Source organism: Actinoplanes sp. NPDC049118, assembly GCF_040648555.1.
Classification (GTDB): domain Bacteria; phylum Actinomycetota; class Actinomycetes; order Mycobacteriales; family Micromonosporaceae; genus Actinoplanes.
Genome location: NZ_JBEZDY010000023.1, coordinates 121,859 through 140,700, shown reverse-complemented (window position 1 = coordinate 140,700; position 18,842 = coordinate 121,859). Strand labels below are relative to the sequence as shown.

Annotated in this window: 20 protein-coding genes; 11 read left to right on the top strand and 9 right to left on the bottom strand. The window is 73.9% G+C overall.

Features of this window, described 5'->3' with window-relative positions; genetic code table 11:
• The 3 genes from AB0B58_RS31370 to AB0B58_RS31360 all read left to right on the top strand — a co-directional run.
• The coding region (locus AB0B58_RS31370) for a cellulose binding domain-containing protein (RefSeq protein ID WP_360230866.1) at positions 1 to 1,045 on the top strand (1,045 nt) is incomplete at its 5' end.
• A gap of 336 nt (positions 1,046 to 1,381) precedes the next feature.
• Positions 1,382 to 1,639, top strand: a complete 258-nt coding sequence (locus tag AB0B58_RS31365) for a hypothetical protein (protein ID WP_360230864.1) — start codon at positions 1,382 to 1,384, stop codon at positions 1,637 to 1,639.
• A 166-nt stretch (positions 1,640 to 1,805) separates the two neighbouring features.
• Positions 1,806 to 2,708 (top strand): sigma-70 family RNA polymerase sigma factor, encoded by a 903-nt coding sequence (locus tag AB0B58_RS31360; RefSeq protein WP_360230862.1) that lies wholly within the window; start codon positions 1,806 to 1,808, stop codon positions 2,706 to 2,708.
• Here AB0B58_RS31360 and AB0B58_RS31355 read toward each other — a convergent pair.
• The 9 genes from AB0B58_RS31355 to AB0B58_RS31315 all read right to left on the bottom strand — a co-directional run bounded on the left by AB0B58_RS31355 (position 2,678) and on the right by AB0B58_RS31315 (position 10,439).
• Positions 2,678 to 3,457 carry an urease accessory protein UreD gene (locus AB0B58_RS31355; RefSeq protein ID WP_360230859.1) on the bottom strand — a complete coding sequence of 260 codons (780 nt, stop codon included), beginning with the start codon at positions 3,455 to 3,457 and terminating at the stop codon, positions 2,678 to 2,680. The two genes, AB0B58_RS31360 and AB0B58_RS31355, sit on opposite strands and share 31 nt — an antisense overlap.
• A 40-nt stretch (positions 3,458 to 3,497) precedes the next feature.
• Positions 3,498 to 4,214 (bottom strand): urease accessory protein UreG, encoded by a 717-nt coding sequence (ureG, locus tag AB0B58_RS31350; RefSeq protein WP_360230857.1) that lies wholly within the window; start codon positions 4,212 to 4,214, stop codon positions 3,498 to 3,500.
• Position 4,215: 1 nt separating this feature from the next.
• On the bottom strand, positions 4,216 to 4,860 hold the full coding sequence (locus AB0B58_RS31345; RefSeq protein WP_360230855.1) for an urease accessory UreF family protein: 645 nt from the start codon (positions 4,858 to 4,860) through the stop codon (positions 4,216 to 4,218).
• 67 nt (positions 4,861 to 4,927) lie between these two features.
• Complete coding sequence (locus tag AB0B58_RS31340; RefSeq protein WP_360230853.1) at positions 4,928 to 6,646, bottom strand: urease subunit alpha; 1,719 nt, start codon at positions 6,644 to 6,646, stop codon at positions 4,928 to 4,930.
• Positions 6,643 to 7,041 (bottom strand): urease subunit beta, encoded by a 399-nt coding sequence (locus AB0B58_RS31335; protein WP_360230872.1) that lies wholly within the window; start codon positions 7,039 to 7,041, stop codon positions 6,643 to 6,645. The genes AB0B58_RS31340 and AB0B58_RS31335 overlap by 4 nt, the downstream gene beginning before the upstream one ends.
• Positions 7,041 to 7,343, bottom strand: a complete 303-nt coding sequence (locus AB0B58_RS31330; protein WP_360230851.1) for an urease subunit gamma — start codon at positions 7,341 to 7,343, stop codon at positions 7,041 to 7,043. The genes AB0B58_RS31335 and AB0B58_RS31330 overlap by 1 nt, the downstream gene beginning before the upstream one ends.
• Before the next feature lie 143 nt (positions 7,344 to 7,486).
• Entirely contained in the window at positions 7,487 to 7,864 is a 378-nt protein-coding gene (locus AB0B58_RS31325; RefSeq protein WP_360230849.1) for a Rid family hydrolase, read from the bottom strand.
• A complete protein-coding gene (locus tag AB0B58_RS31320; protein ID WP_360230847.1) occupies positions 7,864 to 9,090 on the bottom strand; it encodes an amidohydrolase/deacetylase family metallohydrolase in 1,227 nt (408 codons plus the stop codon). Before AB0B58_RS31320 ends, AB0B58_RS31325 begins: the two co-directional genes overlap by 1 nt.
• Positions 9,087 to 10,439, bottom strand: coding sequence for a transcriptional regulator (locus AB0B58_RS31315; protein WP_360230845.1), 1,353 nt, complete (start codon positions 10,437 to 10,439; stop codon positions 9,087 to 9,089). The genes AB0B58_RS31320 and AB0B58_RS31315 overlap by 4 nt, the downstream gene beginning before the upstream one ends.
• 93 nt (positions 10,440 to 10,532) lie before the next feature.
• On the opposite strand from AB0B58_RS31315, the gene AB0B58_RS31310 reads away from it, so the two are divergent.
• The 8 genes from AB0B58_RS31310 (at position 10,533) to AB0B58_RS31275 (ending at position 18,835) form a co-directional block, all read left to right on the top strand.
• A complete protein-coding gene (locus AB0B58_RS31310; RefSeq protein ID WP_360230843.1) occupies positions 10,533 to 11,699 on the top strand; it encodes an alanine racemase in 1,167 nt (388 codons plus the stop codon).
• A gap of 48 nt (positions 11,700 to 11,747) precedes the next feature.
• A complete protein-coding gene (locus AB0B58_RS31305; protein WP_360230841.1) occupies positions 11,748 to 13,331 on the top strand; it encodes a beta-N-acetylhexosaminidase in 1,584 nt (527 codons plus the stop codon).
• A 99-nt stretch (positions 13,332 to 13,430) separates the two neighbouring features.
• On the top strand, positions 13,431 to 13,898 hold the full coding sequence (locus AB0B58_RS31300; protein WP_360230839.1) for a hemerythrin domain-containing protein: 468 nt from the start codon (positions 13,431 to 13,433) through the stop codon (positions 13,896 to 13,898).
• Between the two features lie 65 nt (positions 13,899 to 13,963).
• The gene (locus AB0B58_RS31295; RefSeq protein WP_360230837.1) at positions 13,964 to 14,326 is read left to right on the top strand and encodes a hypothetical protein; all 363 of its coding nucleotides are present in this window, start codon (positions 13,964 to 13,966) and stop codon (positions 14,324 to 14,326) included.
• On the top strand, positions 14,323 to 15,258 hold the full coding sequence (locus tag AB0B58_RS31290; protein ID WP_360230836.1) for a hypothetical protein: 936 nt from the start codon (positions 14,323 to 14,325) through the stop codon (positions 15,256 to 15,258). The genes AB0B58_RS31295 and AB0B58_RS31290 overlap by 4 nt, the downstream gene beginning before the upstream one ends.
• 98 nt (positions 15,259 to 15,356) lie before the next feature.
• A complete protein-coding gene (locus AB0B58_RS31285) occupies positions 15,357 to 17,414 on the top strand; it encodes an NADPH-dependent 2,4-dienoyl-CoA reductase (protein ID WP_360230834.1) in 2,058 nt (685 codons plus the stop codon).
• A 28-nt stretch (positions 17,415 to 17,442) separates the two neighbouring features.
• Positions 17,443 to 18,243: a crotonase/enoyl-CoA hydratase family protein gene (locus tag AB0B58_RS31280; RefSeq protein ID WP_360230832.1), complete on the top strand. Its 801-nt coding sequence runs from the start codon at positions 17,443 to 17,445 to the stop codon at positions 18,241 to 18,243.
• A 22-nt stretch (positions 18,244 to 18,265) separates the two neighbouring features.
• Positions 18,266 to 18,835 (top strand): PadR family transcriptional regulator, encoded by a 570-nt coding sequence (locus AB0B58_RS31275; protein WP_360230830.1) that lies wholly within the window; start codon positions 18,266 to 18,268, stop codon positions 18,833 to 18,835.
• Positions 18,836 to 18,842: the final 7 nt, after the last annotated feature.

Below are 18,842 nucleotides of genomic sequence, written 5' to 3'. Positions count from 1 at the left end.
GCCCTCGTGGCCGGCCGCCCGGGCGGGGTTGGCCGCGCCGCCGGCGCCGCCCGGTCCGCCGGGCCTCCCGGGCCCGGCCCTGCGCCCGGCCTTCGGCGCCGACGGGCCGAACCGGGCGCCGTCGCGCGCCGACGACGCGGGCGCGCCACCGAACCGCCCGGGCGGCCCGCCGGGGCGGACCGGACCCGGTGCACCCGGACCGGGCCGCGGCACGGGCACGACGCAGCGGCGCCGCCTCTACATCGCGGGGGGCTCCGTCGCCGTGCTCACCATGATCGCCGCGACCGCGGTGCTCGCGAGCGCCGACAAGCCGAAGGACTCGGTCGCCGGCGTGCAGCCGACCAGCCTCTCCGGATCCAGCAAATGCGTGGTCAGCTACGCGGTCTGGTCGGACGCGAACAACAGGTTCAGGGCCGCCGTCACGATCGCCAACCGGGACACCACGGCGATCAAGGACTGGAAGCTCTGGTTCGTGATGCCGGGTGACCAGGTCGTCTCGGGCAACGGCGGGCTCCGGCTCGACCAGCAGGGCCGCGGGGTCACCGTACAGTCCACAAAGGTGCTCAGCCCGCAGCAGACCGAGACGCTGCAGTTCACCGGCCGCTACCGGGCCAGCAACGCCGCGCCGATGGTGTTCCAGCTGGGCGGCGAGACCTGCCAGACGTTCGTGTCGCCGGCGCCGGGTGCGCCGTCGCAGCCGGTCGAGCACCTGACCAACGGTGAGGTCCGGCTCGGCCCGGTGCCGACCAAGGAGTCGCCGATCCCCGGCATCTCCATCAACCCGAGCGGTGTCGCGGTCCCGGTCCCGGTCGGCACGACCGGGCCGGGAACGACCACGTCGGCCACCGCCTCGCCGACACAGATCCTGGAGCCGCCACCCGACGACGACGACCCCGTCGAGCCGGCTCCGCCGACCACCGATCCGACCACGCCGGCCACGACGCCGCCGACCACCGATCCGACCACGCCGCCCGCGACGCCGCCGACGATCCCGGTCGAGGACCCCGACCCTGCGGATGTCGACCCGCCGGGCGGCTTCGGCTGAGCGGAGCCGCGCAGCGCATCCTCGGGCAGTCGACCGGAGTAGCGGTCGACTGCCCGAGTCGCGCGTTAGAGTCGAATTGTGTCCGGCAGGCGCCTGCGATCCCGGTTCGGGCGCATCGCTCTCGATGTCCGAGCCCCGGACGCCCCCCATGGGCGACCCGCGACCAGAATCCCGAGCCGAAATCGGAGCGGACCCTCTCGGCGTGCCTGCGGCCCGGCATGACGCCCACGTGGAAGATGACTGATACCGGCCTGCGAGCTGCGCGGCTCCGGTCCGCACCGACACGAGCGTTACCTGCACTCGACGAGCAAGTCGTCGCACATCGGGGAGTTCGACATGATAAATACCGTCCTGGAACTGGCTGCGGAGGCGTTGTTCGTCTCCGACCTCCAGCCGTCCGAGTGCCCCAGCCGGCAGACGGTCGAAGACACCGTGACGGCCATGCTGCTGCGTCACGGCAGTGACGGCTGCGCGGCCGGGGTCGCGGAGGAGTTCGGTGACCACCCGGACATGGCCGTGCGCCGGATGGGCTGGGTGCGCCAGGAGTTGCGCAGCGTGATGGCCGCGCCGCGACGGCCCCACTACGCCAGCTGAGGCCCCTGAGCTCCGCGGGGCGCGGAGCCACCGAGCGATAGCTGAGCCTTTTTCGCTAAAAACTCCCTAAAAGCAACCGAGTTCGGCCACCACTGCACCTTTCGGCCGTAAGTGTTCTCCTCATCAGCCGGTTCACCAGCCGGTTTGTACGAGCGAGGAGGAACACGTGACTGCCACGACCGAACTCCCCGCCCCCGTCGGCATCACCCACGACGCGCCGTCCGCGCGCGACCTCGAGGACCTGGTCCGAGAAAACATGCCGATGGTGGGCCACCTGGTCCGGGAGTTGCTCAACCGCGTGCCCGGCCACGTACACGCCGACGACCTGTCGTCCGCCGGATTCGCCGCGCTCCTCGGCGCCGCCCGCTCCTTCGATGTGAGCCGGGGCATACCGTTCCACCGCTTCGCGGCCGTACGGATCCGCGGCGCGCTGCTGGACGAACTGCGCGGACAGGACTGGGCGAGCCGTTCGGTACGGGCCCGGGCCCGCCGCACCTCGACGGCACGGCAGGAACTCACCGCGGCGCTGGGGCGTACCCCGACCGAGGCCGAGGTCGCCGAGATGCTCGGCATCGGCGTCGCCGAACTCGCCGCCGTCGAGGACGACGTGCAGAAGGCCGCCCTGCTCAGCCTCCAGGGATTCCCGACGGGCGCGGCCGAGGAGATGGTGCCGGAGCTCTCCGAGGGCCCCGAGGACCTGCTGCTCAAGCGGGAACGCCTCGGCTACCTGCACCAGGCGATCCAGGCCCTGCCCGAGCGGCTGCGGATGGTCGTCACCCAGTCGTTCCTGCAGGAACAGCCGCTCAGCGACGTGGCCGCGGAGCTCGGCGTGACCGAGTCGCGGATCTCGCAGCTGCGCACCGAGGCGCTCCGCCTGCTCCGGGAGGGCCTGAACAGCTCACTGGCCCCGGAACTGCTCACGGTGGCCGCCGGCGGGCCGCGTACCCGCAAGGGCTGCCTGCAGCGGCGCCGCACCGAGTACTTCGCCCGAGTCGCCGAGCAGGGGAACCTGCGGACCCGGCTGGCGCTGACCGACAGTCACGGCGTACCGATCGCGGTCGCCGCCTGAGCGCGGCACCGGCCCGGCGACGGGGGAACGCAGAGCGGATCGAGCGCGGCGCGAACCTCGCGGATGTCGGCGCCGACGGCGCCGGCGAACATCCCCGGCCCGGCGAGCGGCATCAGGACGGCGGCGTCGCCGAGCACCTCGGGGGCGGGTAGCGCCGGACCGGCCAGGATGAGGGCGCCGACCGCGCGGCCGCCGCCGAGCACCGCCGCGCCCGACCAGCCCGGCGCCTCCGGACCGACGGAGAGCTCGTGGCGGTAGAGGGTGCTTCCGGCGTACCGGACGGTCATGTCGGCACGCACGTCGCCGGACGGCTCGTCGTGGCGGCCGCAGACCAGGTCGTCGCGCCAGAGCAGGGAACCGCCGGCCTCGACCTCGACGAGCGTGACGGCCAGGTGATGGCAGCCGGTCGCCGCGATCAGCGGCTCCGGCAGCCAGCGCAGCGCCGCGCCCGCGGCGACCGACGCCCGGATCTCCAGCCGGGACGGCGGCGCCCCGGGCCGGCCGGGCAGCGCGAGTTGCGCGGCGACGCTGCGTAACTCCAGCCGCGCGCCCGGCCCGACCTCGACGTCCAGGCGCAGGTCGTCGCCGCGCAGCGGCCCGGCGGCGCCGCCGACAAGGTGCACGGTGACCTCGCCGTCGTCCCGCGGCCCGGTGCGCCGCGGCAGCAGCGGCGCCTCGCCGCGCAGCACGGCGAGCCGGGTGCCGCCCCGCCCGTCGGCCTCGGCGACGATCCGCGCCTCGGCCCGCATCAGCCGCCGGTCCGCGGCCCGGGTGGCGTGCCGCCGGGCGTCATGCCACCGGCGCCCGGGCCGCGACCAGGTTCCGGATCCAGTCGGCGACCGGCGTCGCCGCCCGGTCCTGTACCAGCGAGAGGAACACCGTCGGCAGTCCGCCACGCCGCGCCGCCGCGTCCCGGTCCATCACCGACAGGTCGGCGCCGACCAGCGGCGCCAGGTCCGTCTTGTTGATGACCAGCAGGTCCGCGGCGGTCACGCCCGGGCCGCCCTTGCGCGGCACCTTGTCGCCGCCGGCCACGTCCACCACGAAGATCTGCCGGTCGATCAGGCCCTTGCTGAAGGTCGCGGTCAGGTTGTCCCCGCCACTCTCCACCAGCACCAGATCCAGCGGGCCGAGGGCCGACTCCAGGTCCTCGACCGCGTCCAGGTTCGCGGAGATGTCGTCGCGGATCGCCGTGTGCGGGCAGCAGCCGGTCTCGACCGCGCGGATCCGTTCGGCCGGCAGGACGCCGTTGCGGAGCAGGAAGTCGGCGTCCTCGGTGGTGTAGATGTCGTTGGTCACGACGGCCAGCCGCAGCTCCTCGCCGAGCGCCCGGCACAGCGCCGCGACCAGCGCGGTCTTGCCGGAACCGACCGGGCCGCCGATGCCGATCCGCAGGGCGCGCGCGGTGTCCACCAGCGGCGCGTGCGGGTCGACGCCGGGGTCAGGATGGGTGTGCGGGACCTCTTCGTGGCCGTGCTCATGTGGTTCGGAACGCTGTTTGGACATATCAGGACGCAAAGAGACGCACCTCCCAGTTGGCGTGGAGCTCGGCGCCTATGTCGAGCAGCGGAGCACCGGCGGCCGGCAGTTCGTCGACCGGGTCGTATGCCCGGGCCGCGGCGTCCGCCGCGATCCGGTCGATCTCGGGGGCCAGGCGTGCGAGCAGCGCGTGCACCGCGTACGGATCCAGGCCCAGCAGCCGGACCGCCGCGCCGGCCGGGCCGGTCACCGCACCGTGCGCGGTGGCGACCGCGGCCTCCAGCGGCCCGAGCCCGGCGGCGGCGGCCAGCGCGCCGAGCGCAACCGGATGATGCGGCTCGCGGCCGAGCGCGGGCATGGACCACATCGCGCGCCCGGCGCGCAGGAGCGCGCGACCCTGTGCCCGCGAGGCCTTGCGCAACGCGGCCGACGGCGTCCGCGCGTCCAGGCCCGCATCAAGATCAAACCATTCCCCCGTACGCGCACAGGCGCTCGCGGCGAACGCAGCGGACACCAGGCCCGTGGTGACCAGCCGGCCGCGCAGGAATCCGCCGACGTCCGCGACGTCACGCACCCGCCCGGCCGCCACCGCCGCCTCGAGTCCGCCGGAGTGCGCGTGCCCGCCGGCGGGCAACCGGCCGTCCGCCAGCACCAGCAGCGTCGCCAGACTCATGCCGCCGCCACCGTTCCCCCGGCCCCAGGTTCGCGGGTTGTCTGGTGGTCGGCCGGGGGTGGGGGCATCAGAACAGGAAGTAGCGCTGGGCCATGGGGAGCTCGGTCACCGGGTCCGGCTCGACGACCTCGCCGTCGATGCGGACCGTGAACGTGTCCGGCTCCACCTCGATGCGGGGCAGCGCGTCGTTGCGCGGCATGTCGGCCTTGCCGACCGAGCGGGTGTCGGACACCGGCACCAACGCCCGCTTGACGCCGATCCGGTCACCCAGCAGGGCGTCGATCGCGGCCGGGGCCACGAACGCCACCGACGTCACCGACGGCACCAACCCGTACGCGCCGAACATCGGGCGGGGCAGCATCGGCTGCGGGGTCGGTATCGAGGCGTTCGCGTCGCCCATCTGCGCCGAGGCGATCATGCCGCCCTTGATCACCAGGGCCGGCCGGACGCCGAAGAACGCCGGGTCCCAGAGGACCAGGTCCGCCAGCTTGCCCGGCTCGACCGAGCCGACCTGTTCCGCCATGCCGTGCGCGATCGCCGGGCAGATCGTGTACTTGGCCACGTACCGTTTCGCGCGCTCGTTGTCCGCGGGGCCGTCACCCGGCAGGCTGCCGCGGCGGGCCTTCATCACGTGCGCGGTCTGCCAGGTGCGGATGACCACCTCGCCGACGCGGCCCATCGCCTGTGAGTCCGAACCGATCATCGAGATCGCGCCGATGTCGTGCAGCAGGTCCTCGGCCGCCATCGTGGACGGCCGGATCCGGCTCTCCGCGAACGCCAGGTCCTCGGGGACCGCCGGGTTCAGGTGGTGGCAGACCATCAGCATGTCGAGGTGCTCACTGAGGGTGTTGCGGGTGTACGGCCGGGTCGGGTTCGTCGACGACGGCAGCACGTTCGGGTGCGAGGCGACCGTGATGATGTCCGGCGCGTGCCCGCCACCCGCGCCCTCGGTGTGGTACGCGTGAATCGACCGTCCCGCGATCGCCCGCAGCGTCTCCTCGACGAAGCCGGCCTCGTTGAGGGTGTCCGTGTGTATGGCGACCTGCACGCCGGAGGCGTCGGCGACCTGCAGCGCCGCGTCGATGACCGCGGGCGTGGTGCCCCAGTCCTCGTGCAGCTTGAAGCCGCCCGCGCCGCCGCGCAGCTGCTCCCACATGGACTCCCGGGACATCGTGTTGCCTTTGCCGAGCAGCAGCACGTTGATCGGGCGCTGGTCCATCGACTCGAGCATCCGGGCCAGGTGCCAGGCGTTCGGGGTGACCGTGGTGGCCTTGGTCCCCTCGGCCGGGCCGGTGCCGCCACCGATGATCGTGGTGATGCCCGAGGCCAGCGCGGTGTCCAGGATGGTCGGGCTGATCAGGTGCACGTGGCTGTCGATCGCGCCCGCGGTGAGGATCTTGCCGTTGCCGGCGATGATCTCGGTGCCGGGCCCGATCACCAGGTCGGGGTGGATCCCGTCCATGGTGTCGGGGTTGCCGGCCTTGCCGAGCGCCACGATCCGGCCGTCGCGGATGCCGATGTCGGCCTTGACGATGCCCCAGTGGTCGAGCACCACCGCGCCGGTGATGACGGTGTCCGGGGTGCCCTCGGCGCGGGTGGCGCGGGACTGGCCCATGGACTCGCGGATGACCTTGCCGCCGCCGAAGACGACCTCGTCGCCGGGGTTCGGCCCGGCGCTGCGGTCCTCCTCGATCTCGATCAGCAGGTTGGTGTCGGCGAGCCGGATCCGGTCGCCGGCGGTGGGGCCGTAGAGGGCGGCGTAGCGGTCGCGGCCGAGAATGGTCACCGGGGGCTCCCGTTCGACGGCTGTTCCTCGTCCGCGGTCCCGTCCGGCGACCCGGGCGGTTCGTCGCCGTCGGCCGGGGCCGTGGCGGGATCGAGCGGGCCGCCGGCCAGGCCGCGCAGGCCGGGCACGATCCGGTTGCCGGTGAACGGCACCAGGTCGACGTCGCGGGGCAGGCCCGGCTCGAAGCGCACCGAGGTGCCGGCGGGCACGGCCAGCCGGTGCCCCCAGGCGGCCTCCCGGTCGAAGTCGAGCGCCGCGTTGGACTCGGCGAAGTGGTAGTGCGAGCCGACCTGCACGGGCCGGTCGCCGGTGTTGCGCACCACCAGCGAGAGCACCGGCCGTCCGGCGTTGATGGTGATGTCGCCGTCCCCGGCGATGATCTCCCCGGGCACGATCACGAGATCGGCCCGTGCACGGTGACCAGCTTGGTGCCGTCCGGGAAGGTGGCCTCGACCTGCACCTCGGGGAGCAGCTCGGGAACGCCGTCCATGACGTCCTCGCGGGCGAGCACGCGGCGCCCGGCGTCCATCAACTCCTCGACGGTCCGCCCGTCGCGCGCACCCTCGAGCAGGAAGGCGGTGATGACCGCGGTCGCCTCGGGATGGTTGAGGCGCAGGCCCCGCTCCCGCCGTCGCCGTGCCACGTCGGCCGCGACGTGGATGAGCAGGCGTTCCTGCTCGTGCTGACTGAGGAACAAACGGACCTCCCCTGATCGCCATGCGATGCTCGCAGCTCGACGTTTCCGACGTGTTACCCGCAGCGTTGCGCTTGATCAACCTGATCAGAACACGGTACGGGCGCGAACCCGGGCGGGAACCGGCGCGCCGGCACCGAAAGGGATCAGGCGGTGTAGAGGACGGCGTCGATCTCGATGTCGAAGCCGACCAGCGGGACCGGCAGCGTGGTGCGCACCGGCAGGTGCTCGCCCCTGATGTACTGCGGGTAGATCTCGTTGAGCTCGGCGAAGTCGGCGAAGTCGCGCAGGTAGACGCCGACCCGGACGGCCTGGTCGAGGCTGCCGCCCGCGGCTTCTGCGACGGCCGCCAGGTTGCGGAACGCGGCGTGCGCCTGCTCGGCGAAGGTGCCCGTCACCCGGGTGCCGTCCGGCAGGGCCGGTATGGCGCCGGCCAGGTAGATCGTGTCGCCGGCGACGACGGCGTGCGAGTACGGGCCGCCGACGGGCGCGGCCCGGTCGGTGATGATGGCGCGCTTGGACATCAGGGACTCCTGGTGGGTCGGGGAAACTGTTCGGCAAGGCCGTCCGCGCCGACCAGCGGCGCGGCGAGCAGGGCGCGCACGTCGCGTTCGCGCCGGTCGAGGGCGGCGCGCTGTGCGCCGGTGAGCGGGATCCACGGCGCCGCCGGTGCCGGCAGCCGGGGTACGAGGCGGCGCCCGGCCACGTACGTCGCCTCGTTGACCAGCCGCAGCGGCGCGTGCCGGACCTGGCGGTGCGCGTCGACGACCTCGAACGCCCCCTCCTCGATCCGGAACACCGCGAGGTCGGCGGGCGCACCCACCTCCAGGGTGCCGCCGGGCAGGCGGAGGGCGCGGGCGGCGCCGGCCGTGGCGGCGGTGATGACCTCGGTCAGCGGGAGGCCGGCGGCGAGCAGCTTGGCCATCGTCGTCGGCAGATCGAAGACCGGCCCGTGCACCGAGCGGGCGTGCAGGTCGGTGGAGACGGTGTCCGGCGCCAGCCCGGCCGCGAGCTGCCGCTCGAGCACGTCGAAGGCGAACCCGCCCGAGCCGTGCCCGATGTCGAGCAGCACGCCACGCTCCCGGGCCGCGTGCACGGCCGGGCCCAGCGGCGCCGCGATGCCGCTGGCGCAGTGCGTCACGATGTCGCCGGGGCGCAGCAGGCCGAGGACCTCGTCGAGCCCGGGCGGCGCCGTACCGATGTGGACCATGACCGGGACGCCGCAGGCGTCACCGACCGCACACCCGCGGCGCAGCGGCTCGATGCCGTTCTCGCCGACCGTCTCGCGGTCGATGCGGACCTTGATGCCGCGGATCGACTCGCGGTGGGCCTGCACGGTGTCGATCGCCAGGGCGGTGTCGCAGGCGGCCAGGTCGCGGCTCTCGCCGGTGCGCCCGGCCAGCCCCACCGCGGAGATGTTGAGCAGCACCGGCACCCGCACCTCCGCGCCGGCGACGGCCCGGCGCAGCCCGTCCAGGGTGTACGCGCCCGCCGAGCCGGCGTCGACCCACGTGGTGACGCCGGAGTACCAGGCGATCGGGTCGGGGTCGATGCCCCAGTAGCCGGGCCCGACGTGGGTGTGCAGGTCGATCAGGCCGGGCGTGACCAGCAGACCGGCGACGTCGACGACGGTGTGCGCGTCACGGGCCAGCCCGGCGCCGACCGCCGAGATCCGGCCGCCGGTGACCGCGAGGTCCGCGCGCCCCATGCCGAAGACGTCGCCGCCGGCCAGCAGCAGGTCGTAGGTCACGTGGCCGCTACCGGCCCGGGCGTGCCCGCGGCGGCGTGGCCGGTCGTCCCGGCGTCGAGGGCCGCGGCGATGGCCAGCCGGTAGAGGCGGGTGGGCCGGCCCCTGCGGTGCAGCTGGGAACTTCCCTCCCCGACGGCGAGCCGGGACTCGCCGAGCTTGCGGATCAGCCGCCGACCGCTCGGATCGGTGATGCCCAGGTGGCGCGCCAGGTCGCTGGGTGAGATCGCCCGGCCGGCCAGGGACCGCTCGATCGCGGCGAGCCGCGACAGCGTCGCCGGGCTGAGCCCGGCCCGCCCGGCCAGCGCCTCGATCCCGCCGTGCTCGCGGTAGGTGTAGGCCAGCGGCGGCCCGGAGGCGCCCATCGGCCCGATCACCGCGCCGTTGTCGGAGATCAGGTACGCGCCCGGATCGGCGTCCTGCCCGGCCCGGGCGGCGGCCCGTTCGGCCAGCGCCACGCAGGCCCGGGCCGAGTCGCCCAGGCCGAAGCCGGCCACCGCGCCGACGCCGAGGGCGGCGCGGGCCTCGGCGAGCAGGGGCAGCCCGGCCCAGTGGCGGGTGGCCGCCTCGAAGAGCGCGGCGGGTGCGAGGACGACGATCCCGTGCCGCCCCCGGTCGTCGATCCACGCGTCCGCGAACTCGGGGGCCTCGAGCAGCAGGCGCAGCAGGCCGGCCCGGGCCCGGTCGGTGTCGGCGCCCGCCGCGGGCCCGGCGATCAGGAACACCCCGGCGGCGAAGCGCCGGCCGTCGGCCCGCCGGCTGCGGATCCGCAGCGCGAGCTCGTGCAGGTCGGACCGGATCGTGCCGGGGGTGGCCAGCGCGTTGATGACCGCGACGGTGCCGTCGAGGGCCGCGGCGACCCCGGTGCGCACGCTGATCACGTAGCGGGCGCCGGTCCGGGCCAGGTGCTCGCGGTGGAAGGCGACGACGTCGGCGACGGGCCGCTCGGGATCGAACGGTTGGCAGGCGATCGTCGTACGGTCCAGCTCGAGCGCGGCCGCCACCTCGTCGACCGTGTCCCGGGCGAAGGTGTCGATGCTGACCGGCGTGGCGGGCCAGCCGTTGCCGCGGGCCCGGGACCAGGCCAGCGCGAGGTCGAGGGCGGCCGATCTGGTGACCGCGACCGGCAGGTCCGGCGGCAGGAGATCGCGGGAGCGCGCGTACGGGACCAGCCCGAGCAGCAGCCCGTCCAGCCCGGCGTCCAGCAGCCCGGCCACCCGGTCGCGGATCTGGTCCTCGTGCTCGTACACGGCGGGTGTGAAGGAGACTCCGGTCAGGGTCCGGGCCGCCTCCTCGAAGCGGGCGCGGTGGCCGGCGTGCAGCACCAGGCCGATCACCATCGCCGAGGACACGCCGACCCTCCCTGTTTCGCACCTGGTAGTTCGGAATTGGTCCGTAGTAGCGTGCGCGAAAGCTCCATCGCGGTCAAGCCTGAGGAGACCGACATGACCCTCGACATCCCGGACGAGCTCATCGACTGGCGGGCCAAGGGCTTCTGGCTGCCCTCGGGCGAGGTGAGCGTGCGCGACTTCGTGGCCGCCCGGCACTCGCTGCTCGACGGTTCCTTCACCTGGCCGCTGCTCGTGGTCCGGGACTCCGCGGTGCGGGCGAACATCGCGACGATGGCCGCGTACGCGGACCGGCACGGGTTCTCCTTCGCACCGCACGCCAAGACGACGATGGCGCCGACGCTGCTGGACGCCCAGCTGGCGGCGGGAGCGTGGGCCATGACAGTGGCGACCGCGAGCCAGGCCCTGGTGCTGCGCCGGCTCGGCGTGCCGCGGGTGCTGATCGCCAACGAGGTGCTCGACCCCACCGCGCTGCGCTGGCTGGCGGCCGAGTCGGCCCGGGGCTGGGAGGTGCTCCTGCAGGTCGACTCAGTGGCGGCGGTCGAGGCCGTCGCGGCCGCCGGCGGGCTGCCGGTGCTCGTCGAGCTGGGCCACGCGGGTGGGCGCACCGGCTGCCGTACCGTCGCGGAGGCGCTGACCGTCGCCCGCGCCGCCGCCGCCGCGCCCGGGGTCGTGCTGTCCGGGGTCACCGCCTACGAGGGCGCGCTGCCGGACGCGGCCGCGGTCGACGACCTCCTCGCCACCCTGGCCGCCTCGGCGCGGGCGATGGCCGGCCTGCTGAGCGCCGAGGTGATCGTCTCGGCCGGCGGCAGCGCGTGGTTCGACCGGGTGGTCAAGGCGTTCGAGGGGCAGTGGCTCGACGGGCACCGGGTCCGGGCCGTGCTGCGCAGCGGGGCCTCGGTCACCCACGACGACGGCTTCTACTCCGAGCGGACGCCGTTCAACCGCGAGCCGGGTGAGGGCAACCTCGCCGCGGCGCTGGAGCTGTGGGCGCAGGTGCTGTCCACGCCGGAGCCAGGGCTGGCGATCGTCGGGATGGGCAAGCGGGACGTGCCCTTCGACGAGGGCCTCCCGGCGGCCGCGGGGCTGACCGTCACCCGGCTCAACGACCACCACGCGTACGTGACCGGAGGCGCGCCCGCCGTGGGCGACCTCCTCCGGTTCGGGCTGTCGCACCCCTGCACCGCGTTCGACAAGTGGCGGTTCATCCCGGTCGTCGACGACGCCGACGTGGTCGTCGACGTGCTGCACACCTACTTCTGAGGCGTGGTCATGTCACCCATAAACGAACCATTTACGGGCGATGTTGGGGTGATTCCGCGTCCCGCGTCGGTCACCCGGCGCGCCGGCGGCTTCCCGCTGAGCGGGGCGGGCCCGATCACCGCCGAGCCGGGGCTGGAGGGCGTCGCCGCCTGGCTGAGCGGCCTGATCCCGGCCGGCGGCATCGGCCTGTGGCTCGCCGCCGGGCTGCCGCCGGAGGGCTACGTCCTGGACGTCACCGCGCGGGGGATCGAAATCCGGGGCGGCTCGCCGGCGGGTGTCTTCTACGGCGCGCAGACGCTGCGGCAGCTGCTGCCCGCGGCCGCGCTGCGCCCGCACCGGACCGGCGGGGGACCGTCGCCCGGCCCGCTGCCCGTGCCGGCGGTCCGGATCGAGGACGCGCCGCGTTTCGCCTGGCGCGGAGTGCTGCTCGACGTCGCCCGGCACTTCATGCCCGTGGCCGGCGTGCTGCGCTTCATCGACCTGGCCGCGTTCCACAAGCTGAACGTGCTGCACCTGCACCTGACCGACGACCAGGGCTGGCGGGTCGAGGTGCCCGGCTGGCCGCGGCTGACCTCGGTGGGTGCCCGGCGCGCGGCGTCGATGCTGGGCGCACGGGTGCACGACCGCTACGACGGCCGCCCGCACGGCGGCTTCTACACCGCGGACGACCTGCTGGAGATCGTCGCGTACGCGGCCGAGCGGCACGTCACCGTCGTGCCCGAGATCGACATGCCCGGCCACATGCAGGCCGCCATCGCCGCGTACCCGGAGCTGGGCAGCGGCGCCGCCCGCGAGGTCCGCACATCCTGGGGGATCTCGCCGCACGTGCTGAACGTCCGCGACGCGACCCTCGACTTCTGCCGCGCGGTCCTCGACCACGTCTGCACGATCTTCCCGAGCGAACTGATCGGCATCGGCGGGGACGAGTGCCCGTCCGGCGAGTGGGACGGCCCGGACGGCCGCGCGCGGGTCGCGGCGGAGGGCCTGGCCGGGCCGGCCGACCTGCAGGCCTGGTTCACCGCCCGGATGGCCGAGCACCTGGCGCTGCGGGGCCGCCGGGTGTTCGGCTGGGACGAGATCCTCGCGGGCGGCGCACCCGCCGGCGCCACCATCGCCGCCTGGCGCGGCACCGGGCCGGCCGTCCTCGCCGCCCGCTCCGGCCACGACGTGGTCTCCTGCCCGGACACCTCGGTCTACCTCGACTACCGCCAGTCCGACGACCCGGGGGAGCCCACCCCGGTCGGCACCCTGCTGACCGTCGCCGACGTGTACGCGTTCGAGCCGGTGCCGGCCGGGCTCACGGCGGAGGAGGAGAAGCGGATCATCGGCGCGCAGGCGAACGTCTGGACCGAGCACCTGGAGTCGGAGCGCCGCGTCGACTACCAGACCTACCCGCGGCTGTGCGCGTTCGCCGAGGCGACCTGGGGCCCGCGGCGGCGCGACCTCGCGGACTTCCGCGCCCGGCTGGGCCCGCATCTCGAACGCCTCGACGCGCTCGGGGTCAACTACCGGCCGCCGTCCGGGCCGCGTCCCGCCGATGCCCGCCCGGGCGCCCCGGGTCACCCTCGGGACCTGGCCGACCGGCTCGCCGAGGTGCGCGCGATGACGGCGAACCTGCGGCACGGCGCTTGACGCCGCGACCGGGCGCCTGATCGGATGATCGGCAGCGTCGCGGTGCACCCGGCGAACAGGCCGCCGTGGGCATGGAGGCGCCGGACCCGTGGGACCCGTGTGCACAACCACCCCGGCGAGTACGCCCGCTTCCTGGCGTACGGAAATCAGTTGATCGCAATTCACGCCGACCTGCGCGACCGGCTGGCCGACCTGCGCGAGGGCGTCGTTCCCGACCGCGACCTCGGCGCGCACTGCCTGGCCTTCTGCGCCGCGGTGACCCGGCACCACACCGGCGAGGACGCGAGCGTGTTCCCCGTGCTCGCCGCGCGCCACCCCGAGCTGCGGGAGTTCCTGGCGGCACTGGTCCGCGACCATCACGTGATCGCCGGGCTGCTCGCCGGCGTGAGCGCGGCGGCGGGCCGGCTGAGCGGCGAGGCGGACCGCGAACGGGTGACCTGGATCCAGCGCGAGCTGGACGGGCTCGCGGCGATCCTGGAGACCCACTTCATCGGCGAGGAGAAGCGGCTCGTCGCCGTCCTGAACGCCATCGACCCGTCCGTGGGATTGACCGGTCTCGCCGGGTAGACCGTACAGTTTCGACAGCACTCAGTGCTGCGAACATAGCTCTACGTGACTAGGTGGGGGTCCGTGTGAGTGCTTCGGAACTACGGGACCAGACGCTCAAGCGCCAGCGGGAGCTGGCCGCCAGGCACGCGGTGCTGAGCCGCCTCATGCCGGAGCAGGAACGGCACGCCGACCAGCTCGTCCGGGTCTTCGACGCGACGAACGACCTCATCGCGGTGCTGGACCGTGCGAACGTCCGGGCCGCCCGGCGCCGGCTGCTGACGGCCATCGTGCTGCTCGGCCTGGTCGTCGTCGCCGCGGCCCTGGTCGCGGCCGGGCTGCTGCCCGCGTACGGGCTGATCGGGGCGCTGGCGCTGCTCGTGGCGGCGGTCGTCCTGTGGGCCGGCGCCCGCGGCCTCGCCGGGACGCCGGCGGAGGTCAGGGCGTGAGCAACCTCGACGAGCAGACCGACCTGGCCCGGGTCGCCGACGGGCTGCGCAACGAGTTCCGCCGCCGGCTCGGCATGTTGCGTACCCAGCTGACCGACCAGATCGAGCAGGTCGGCAAGGCCGCCGAGCAGCGGGCCAGGGAGCTGGACGCCCGCCTCGACGCCAGCGACGTGCGGCTGGGCGAGCTGCGCGGCGCCCGGCAGGCGATCGCCCGGCTCAGCGGCGAGATCCACCTCATCGAGGGGCGGTTGCGTCTCGAGCACGGCGTAGTGCCGATCGAGCTGGACGAGATCTCGCCCGTGCTCGAGCCGATGGTCGCCATGGTGCGCGAGGCCGAGGACATCCGGGCCACCATCCTGGACGACGAGAGCCGCGCGGCGCTCGACGAGCGGATCACCGCGTACGAGGAGCTGGAGCGCGGCGCGGAGGAGACCCGGACCCGGGCGCTGGAGGCCAGCCGGGCGCTCGCCTGCGAGCGGGCCGGCGGCCGCGCCTTCCGCAGGGCCGCGGCGGCGTACCGGCGGGAGCGGGAGCGGTTGCGCGCGCAGACCGAGGAGTTGCGCACCACGCAGGCCGGCTGCGAGGCGGCCCGGTCGGCGCTGGCCGACGACGCCCTCCGGCAGCAGGTCTACCGGGCGCATCGCGGCACGGCGGTGGTGGAGGAGCTCGCGGTGCACGTCCGGGACCGTATCGACGCCGCGGTCGGTGCGCACGCGCTGTTCCCGGCCTGGTTCACGATCACCGAGCTCGGCCACCGGCCACCGGCCGCCCGGGCCGCGCAGTGGCGGGTGGTGGCGACCCAGGTCGTGCTCTACCGGATGACGTACCGGGTCATGCACCCGGTGCTGGCCCTGGGTCCGGCGCCCGAGGGCGGCCACCGCGCCGAACGCCACGCCGCCATCCTCACGGCGCTGGGCCGGCTCGCGGAATGAGGGCACCCTAGTCACTTTTTTTACTATGCATTTCTTTGTATATTGGCCTCCGCTGTGTTCCCGAGGACGACCGTCGGGAAGCAGGACTAAGGAGTCCGATGACGACGAGCATGGACGGGGCCTCGGACAGGTACCCGACGCTGCTGAGCCCGCTGGACCTGGGCCACACGGTGCTGCGCAACCGGGTGGTGATGGGTTCCATGCACACCAAGCTCGAGGACCGGGAGAGGGATCTGCCGAAGCTGGCGGCCTTCTTCGCCGAGCGCGCCCGCGGCGGCGTCGCCCTGATGGTGACGGGCGGCTACGCGCCGACGTGGCGCGGCTGGCTTGCGCCGTTCGGCAGCCGGATGACCAGCGGAAGCCACGCCGACGCGCACCGCGTCGTGACGGACGCCGTGCACGAGCACGACGGCAAGATCCTCCTGCAGGTGCTGCACGCCGGCCGCTACTCGTACCACCCGTTCAGCCTGGGCGCGTCGGGCCGCAAGTCGCCGATCACGCCGTTCCGGCCGCGGGCGATGACGGCCCGCCAGGTCGACCGGACCGCCACCGCGTTCGCCCGTGCCGCCGCGCTGGCGCGCCGGGGCGGCTACGACGGCGTCGAGATCATGGGCTCGGAGGGGTATCTGATCAATCAGTTCCTCGCCGCCCGCACGAACGACCGCACCGACGCCTGGGGCGGAACGGCGGCGAAGCGGATGCGGTTCCCGCTCGAGATCGTCCGGCGCACCCGGGAACTGGTCGGCGAGGACTTCATCGTCCAGTACCGGATCAGCCTGCTCGACCTCGTCGACAACGCGCAGTCCTGGGAGGAGACCGCGGAGCTCGCGCGGGAGCTGCAGGACGCCGGTGTGTCGATCCTGAACACGGGCATCGGCTGGCACGAGGCCCGGGTGCCGACCATCGTGACCTCGGTGCCCGCCGCCGCCTTCGCCTGGGTCACCGGCAAGCTCCGCAAGGAGGTGTCGATCCCGGTCGTCGCGTCCAACCGGATCAACCGCCCCGAGGCCGCCGAGCAGGTCCTCGCCGCGGGCGACGCCGACCTCGTCTCGATGGCCCGCCCGCTGCTGGCCGACCCGGAGTGGGTCACCAAGACCGCGCAGCGGCGCGAGCGCGAGATCATCACCTGCATCGCCTGCAACCAGGCCTGCCTGGACCACACCTTCCGCAACCAACGGGCCACCTGCCTGCTGAACCCGCGTTCCGGGTACGAGACCGAGCTGAACCTGCTGCCCACCCGCACGGTCAAGCGCATCGCCGTCGTCGGCGCGGGCCCGGCCGGGCTCGCCGCCGCGATCGAGCTGGCGGGCCGCGGCCACCGCGTCGAGCTGTTCGAGGCCGCGGACACCATCGGCGGCCAGTTCCGGCTCGCCGCCCGGATCCCCGGCAAGGAGGAGTTCGCCCGCACCCTCGACTACTACCGCCACATGATCGACGTACGCGGAGTGCGGCTCCACCTCTCCGCACGCCCCACGGCGGAGGAGCTGTCCGGCTTCGACGAGGTCGTCGTCGCCACCGGCGTACGCCCGCACGTGCCGGACATCCCCGGCGTCGATCACCCGAAGGTGCTCACCTACCAGCAGCTCATCGGCGGCGACGCCACCGCCGGGGACCGGGTCGCGATCGTCGGTGCCGGCGGCATCGGCTTCGACGCCGGCGAGTTCCTGCTGCACGAGCCGAACGAACCGCTCGAACACTGGATGCGGCGCTGGGGCGTCGCCGACCCGCAGACCGCACCCGGCGGCCTGACCACGAAGGTGAAGTCCCCGCCGCGCCGGGAGGTCTACCTGCTGCAGCGCAAGGCGACCGCCCTCGGCAAGGGCCTGGGCCGGACCACCGGGTGGGTGCACCGCGCCACGCTGGTGGACTCCGGGGTCACCATGCTGCGGGCGGTGGAGTACCTGCGCATCGACGACGACGGGCTGCACATCTCCGTGCCCGCCGACCCGCGCGACCCCAAGTCCCCCCGCGAACGGCGGGTGCTCGATGTGGACACGGTGGTGCTGTGCGCCGGGCAGAGCTCCGTACGCGATCTCGTCGGCCCGCTCGAGGAGCGCGGCGTCCGGGTACACGTCATCGGCGGGGCCGACGTCGCCGCCGAGCTCGACGCCAAACGAGCGATCAAACAGGCGACCGAGCTCGCCGCCCGCCTCTGAGTCAGCAAGCCCTGTGGAGCCGAGAGACATGCAGCTGAAATACGTGACCACCCGGGTCGAGAACGGGATCGCACACGTGCGCCTCGACCGGCCGGACAAGCTCAACGCGCTCACCCTCGACACCCTGGAGGACCTGGTCCGGACCGCGCGGTGGCTGCGGCGCGACCGCACGCTGCGCGCCGTAGTGATCGCCGGCGAGGGCGCGTCCTTCACCGCCGGCCTGGACATCGCCGGCGCGCTGCGCACGCCCGGCCGCGTCGCGCGGGCGTTCGTGTCGCCGCCCTGGCGCGGCACCAACCTCTTCCAGGAGGCGTGCTGGGCCTGGCGGCGCATCCCCGTGCCGGTCGTCGCGGCGGTGCACGGCCACTGCTACGGCGGCGGCGTCCAGATCGCCCTCGCCGCGGACCTGCGGTTCGCGACCCCCGACTCCAAGTGGTCGGTGATGGAGGGCAAGTGGGGCATCATCCCCGACATGAGCGGCATCCGCAGCCTCACCGAAGTGGTCGGGCTCGACGTCGCCAAGCGGCTCACCATGACGGCCGAGACCATCACCGGCGCCGAGGCGCAGCGCATCGGCCTGGTCACCGAGGTGGTCGACGACCCCGTCAAGGCCGCGACCGACTTCGCCGAGTCGCTGCTCACGAAGTCGCCGGACGCGATCGCCGCGGCCAAGCGGCTGCTCGACGGCGCGCTGACCCGCAGCGCCCGGCGCACCTTCGCCCGGGAGCGGTGGGAACAGCTGCGGCTGCTGCGGCTGCCGAACACCGGCGTGCTCCGGCGCGCCGTGCAGAACAGGACCACGCCCGAGTTCCGGCCCCGGGCCCGGTGACGCGGGTCCGTAGGATGCGACCGTGGCACTGAGGAACGCGTTGCTGGCGGCCCTGATCGATCGCGAATCGTCGGGGTACGACCTGGCCAAGAAATTCAGTGTCTCCGTCGCCAACTTCTGGGCCGCGACGCCGCAGCAGCTCTACCGCGAGCTCGAGAAGATGGAGGCCGCGGGCATGCTGTCGGCGCGCGTGGTCAAGCAGGACAAGCGCCCCGACAAGCGGCTCTTCTCCGTCACCGACGCGGGCCGGGCCGCACTCGGCGAGTTCACCCGGCGGGAACCGAAGCCGACCACCGTCCGCGACGAACTCCTCGTCCAGGTCGAGGCGCTCGCACACGCCGACGTCTCGTGCGTGCGGTCGTCGATCCGGTCCCGCATCGAGTCCAGCAGCCAGCGGCTCGCCGCCTATGAACGCAGCCTCGCCGAGATCCTCGGCGACCGCACCGAGGACGAGTTCCTCGCCACCGGCAGCCGGATCGGCCCCTATCTGACGCTCCACCGCGGCATCAGCTTCGAACGGGAGAACATCACCTGGGGCCGCCGCGCCCTCGACATCCTCGCGCGGCGCTACCCCGAATCCACGGGCGGCTGAGACCGCG

Coding starts and splice junctions, on each gene's coding strand:
- AB0B58_RS31280 (WP_360230832.1), top strand. CDS start 17,443: ATGCAGCTGAAATACGTGACCACCCGGGTCGAGAACGGGATCGCACAC.
- AB0B58_RS31365 (WP_360230864.1), top strand. CDS start 1,382: ATGATAAATACCGTCCTGGAACTGGCTGCGGAGGCGTTGTTCGTCTCC.
- AB0B58_RS31325 (WP_360230849.1), bottom strand. CDS start 7,864: ATGTCCAAGCGCGCCATCATCACCGACCGGGCCGCGCCCGTCGGCGGC.
- AB0B58_RS31355 (WP_360230859.1), bottom strand. CDS start 3,457: ATGCGGGCCGAGGCGCGGATCGTCGCCGAGGCCGACGGGCGGGGCGGC.
- AB0B58_RS31285 (WP_360230834.1), top strand. CDS start 15,357: ATGACGACGAGCATGGACGGGGCCTCGGACAGGTACCCGACGCTGCTG.
- AB0B58_RS31310 (WP_360230843.1), top strand. CDS start 10,533: ATGACCCTCGACATCCCGGACGAGCTCATCGACTGGCGGGCCAAGGGC.
- ureG (WP_360230857.1), bottom strand. CDS start 4,214: ATGTCCAAACAGCGTTCCGAACCACATGAGCACGGCCACGAAGAGGTC.
- AB0B58_RS31345 (WP_360230855.1), bottom strand. CDS start 4,860: ATGAGTCTGGCGACGCTGCTGGTGCTGGCGGACGGCCGGTTGCCCGCC.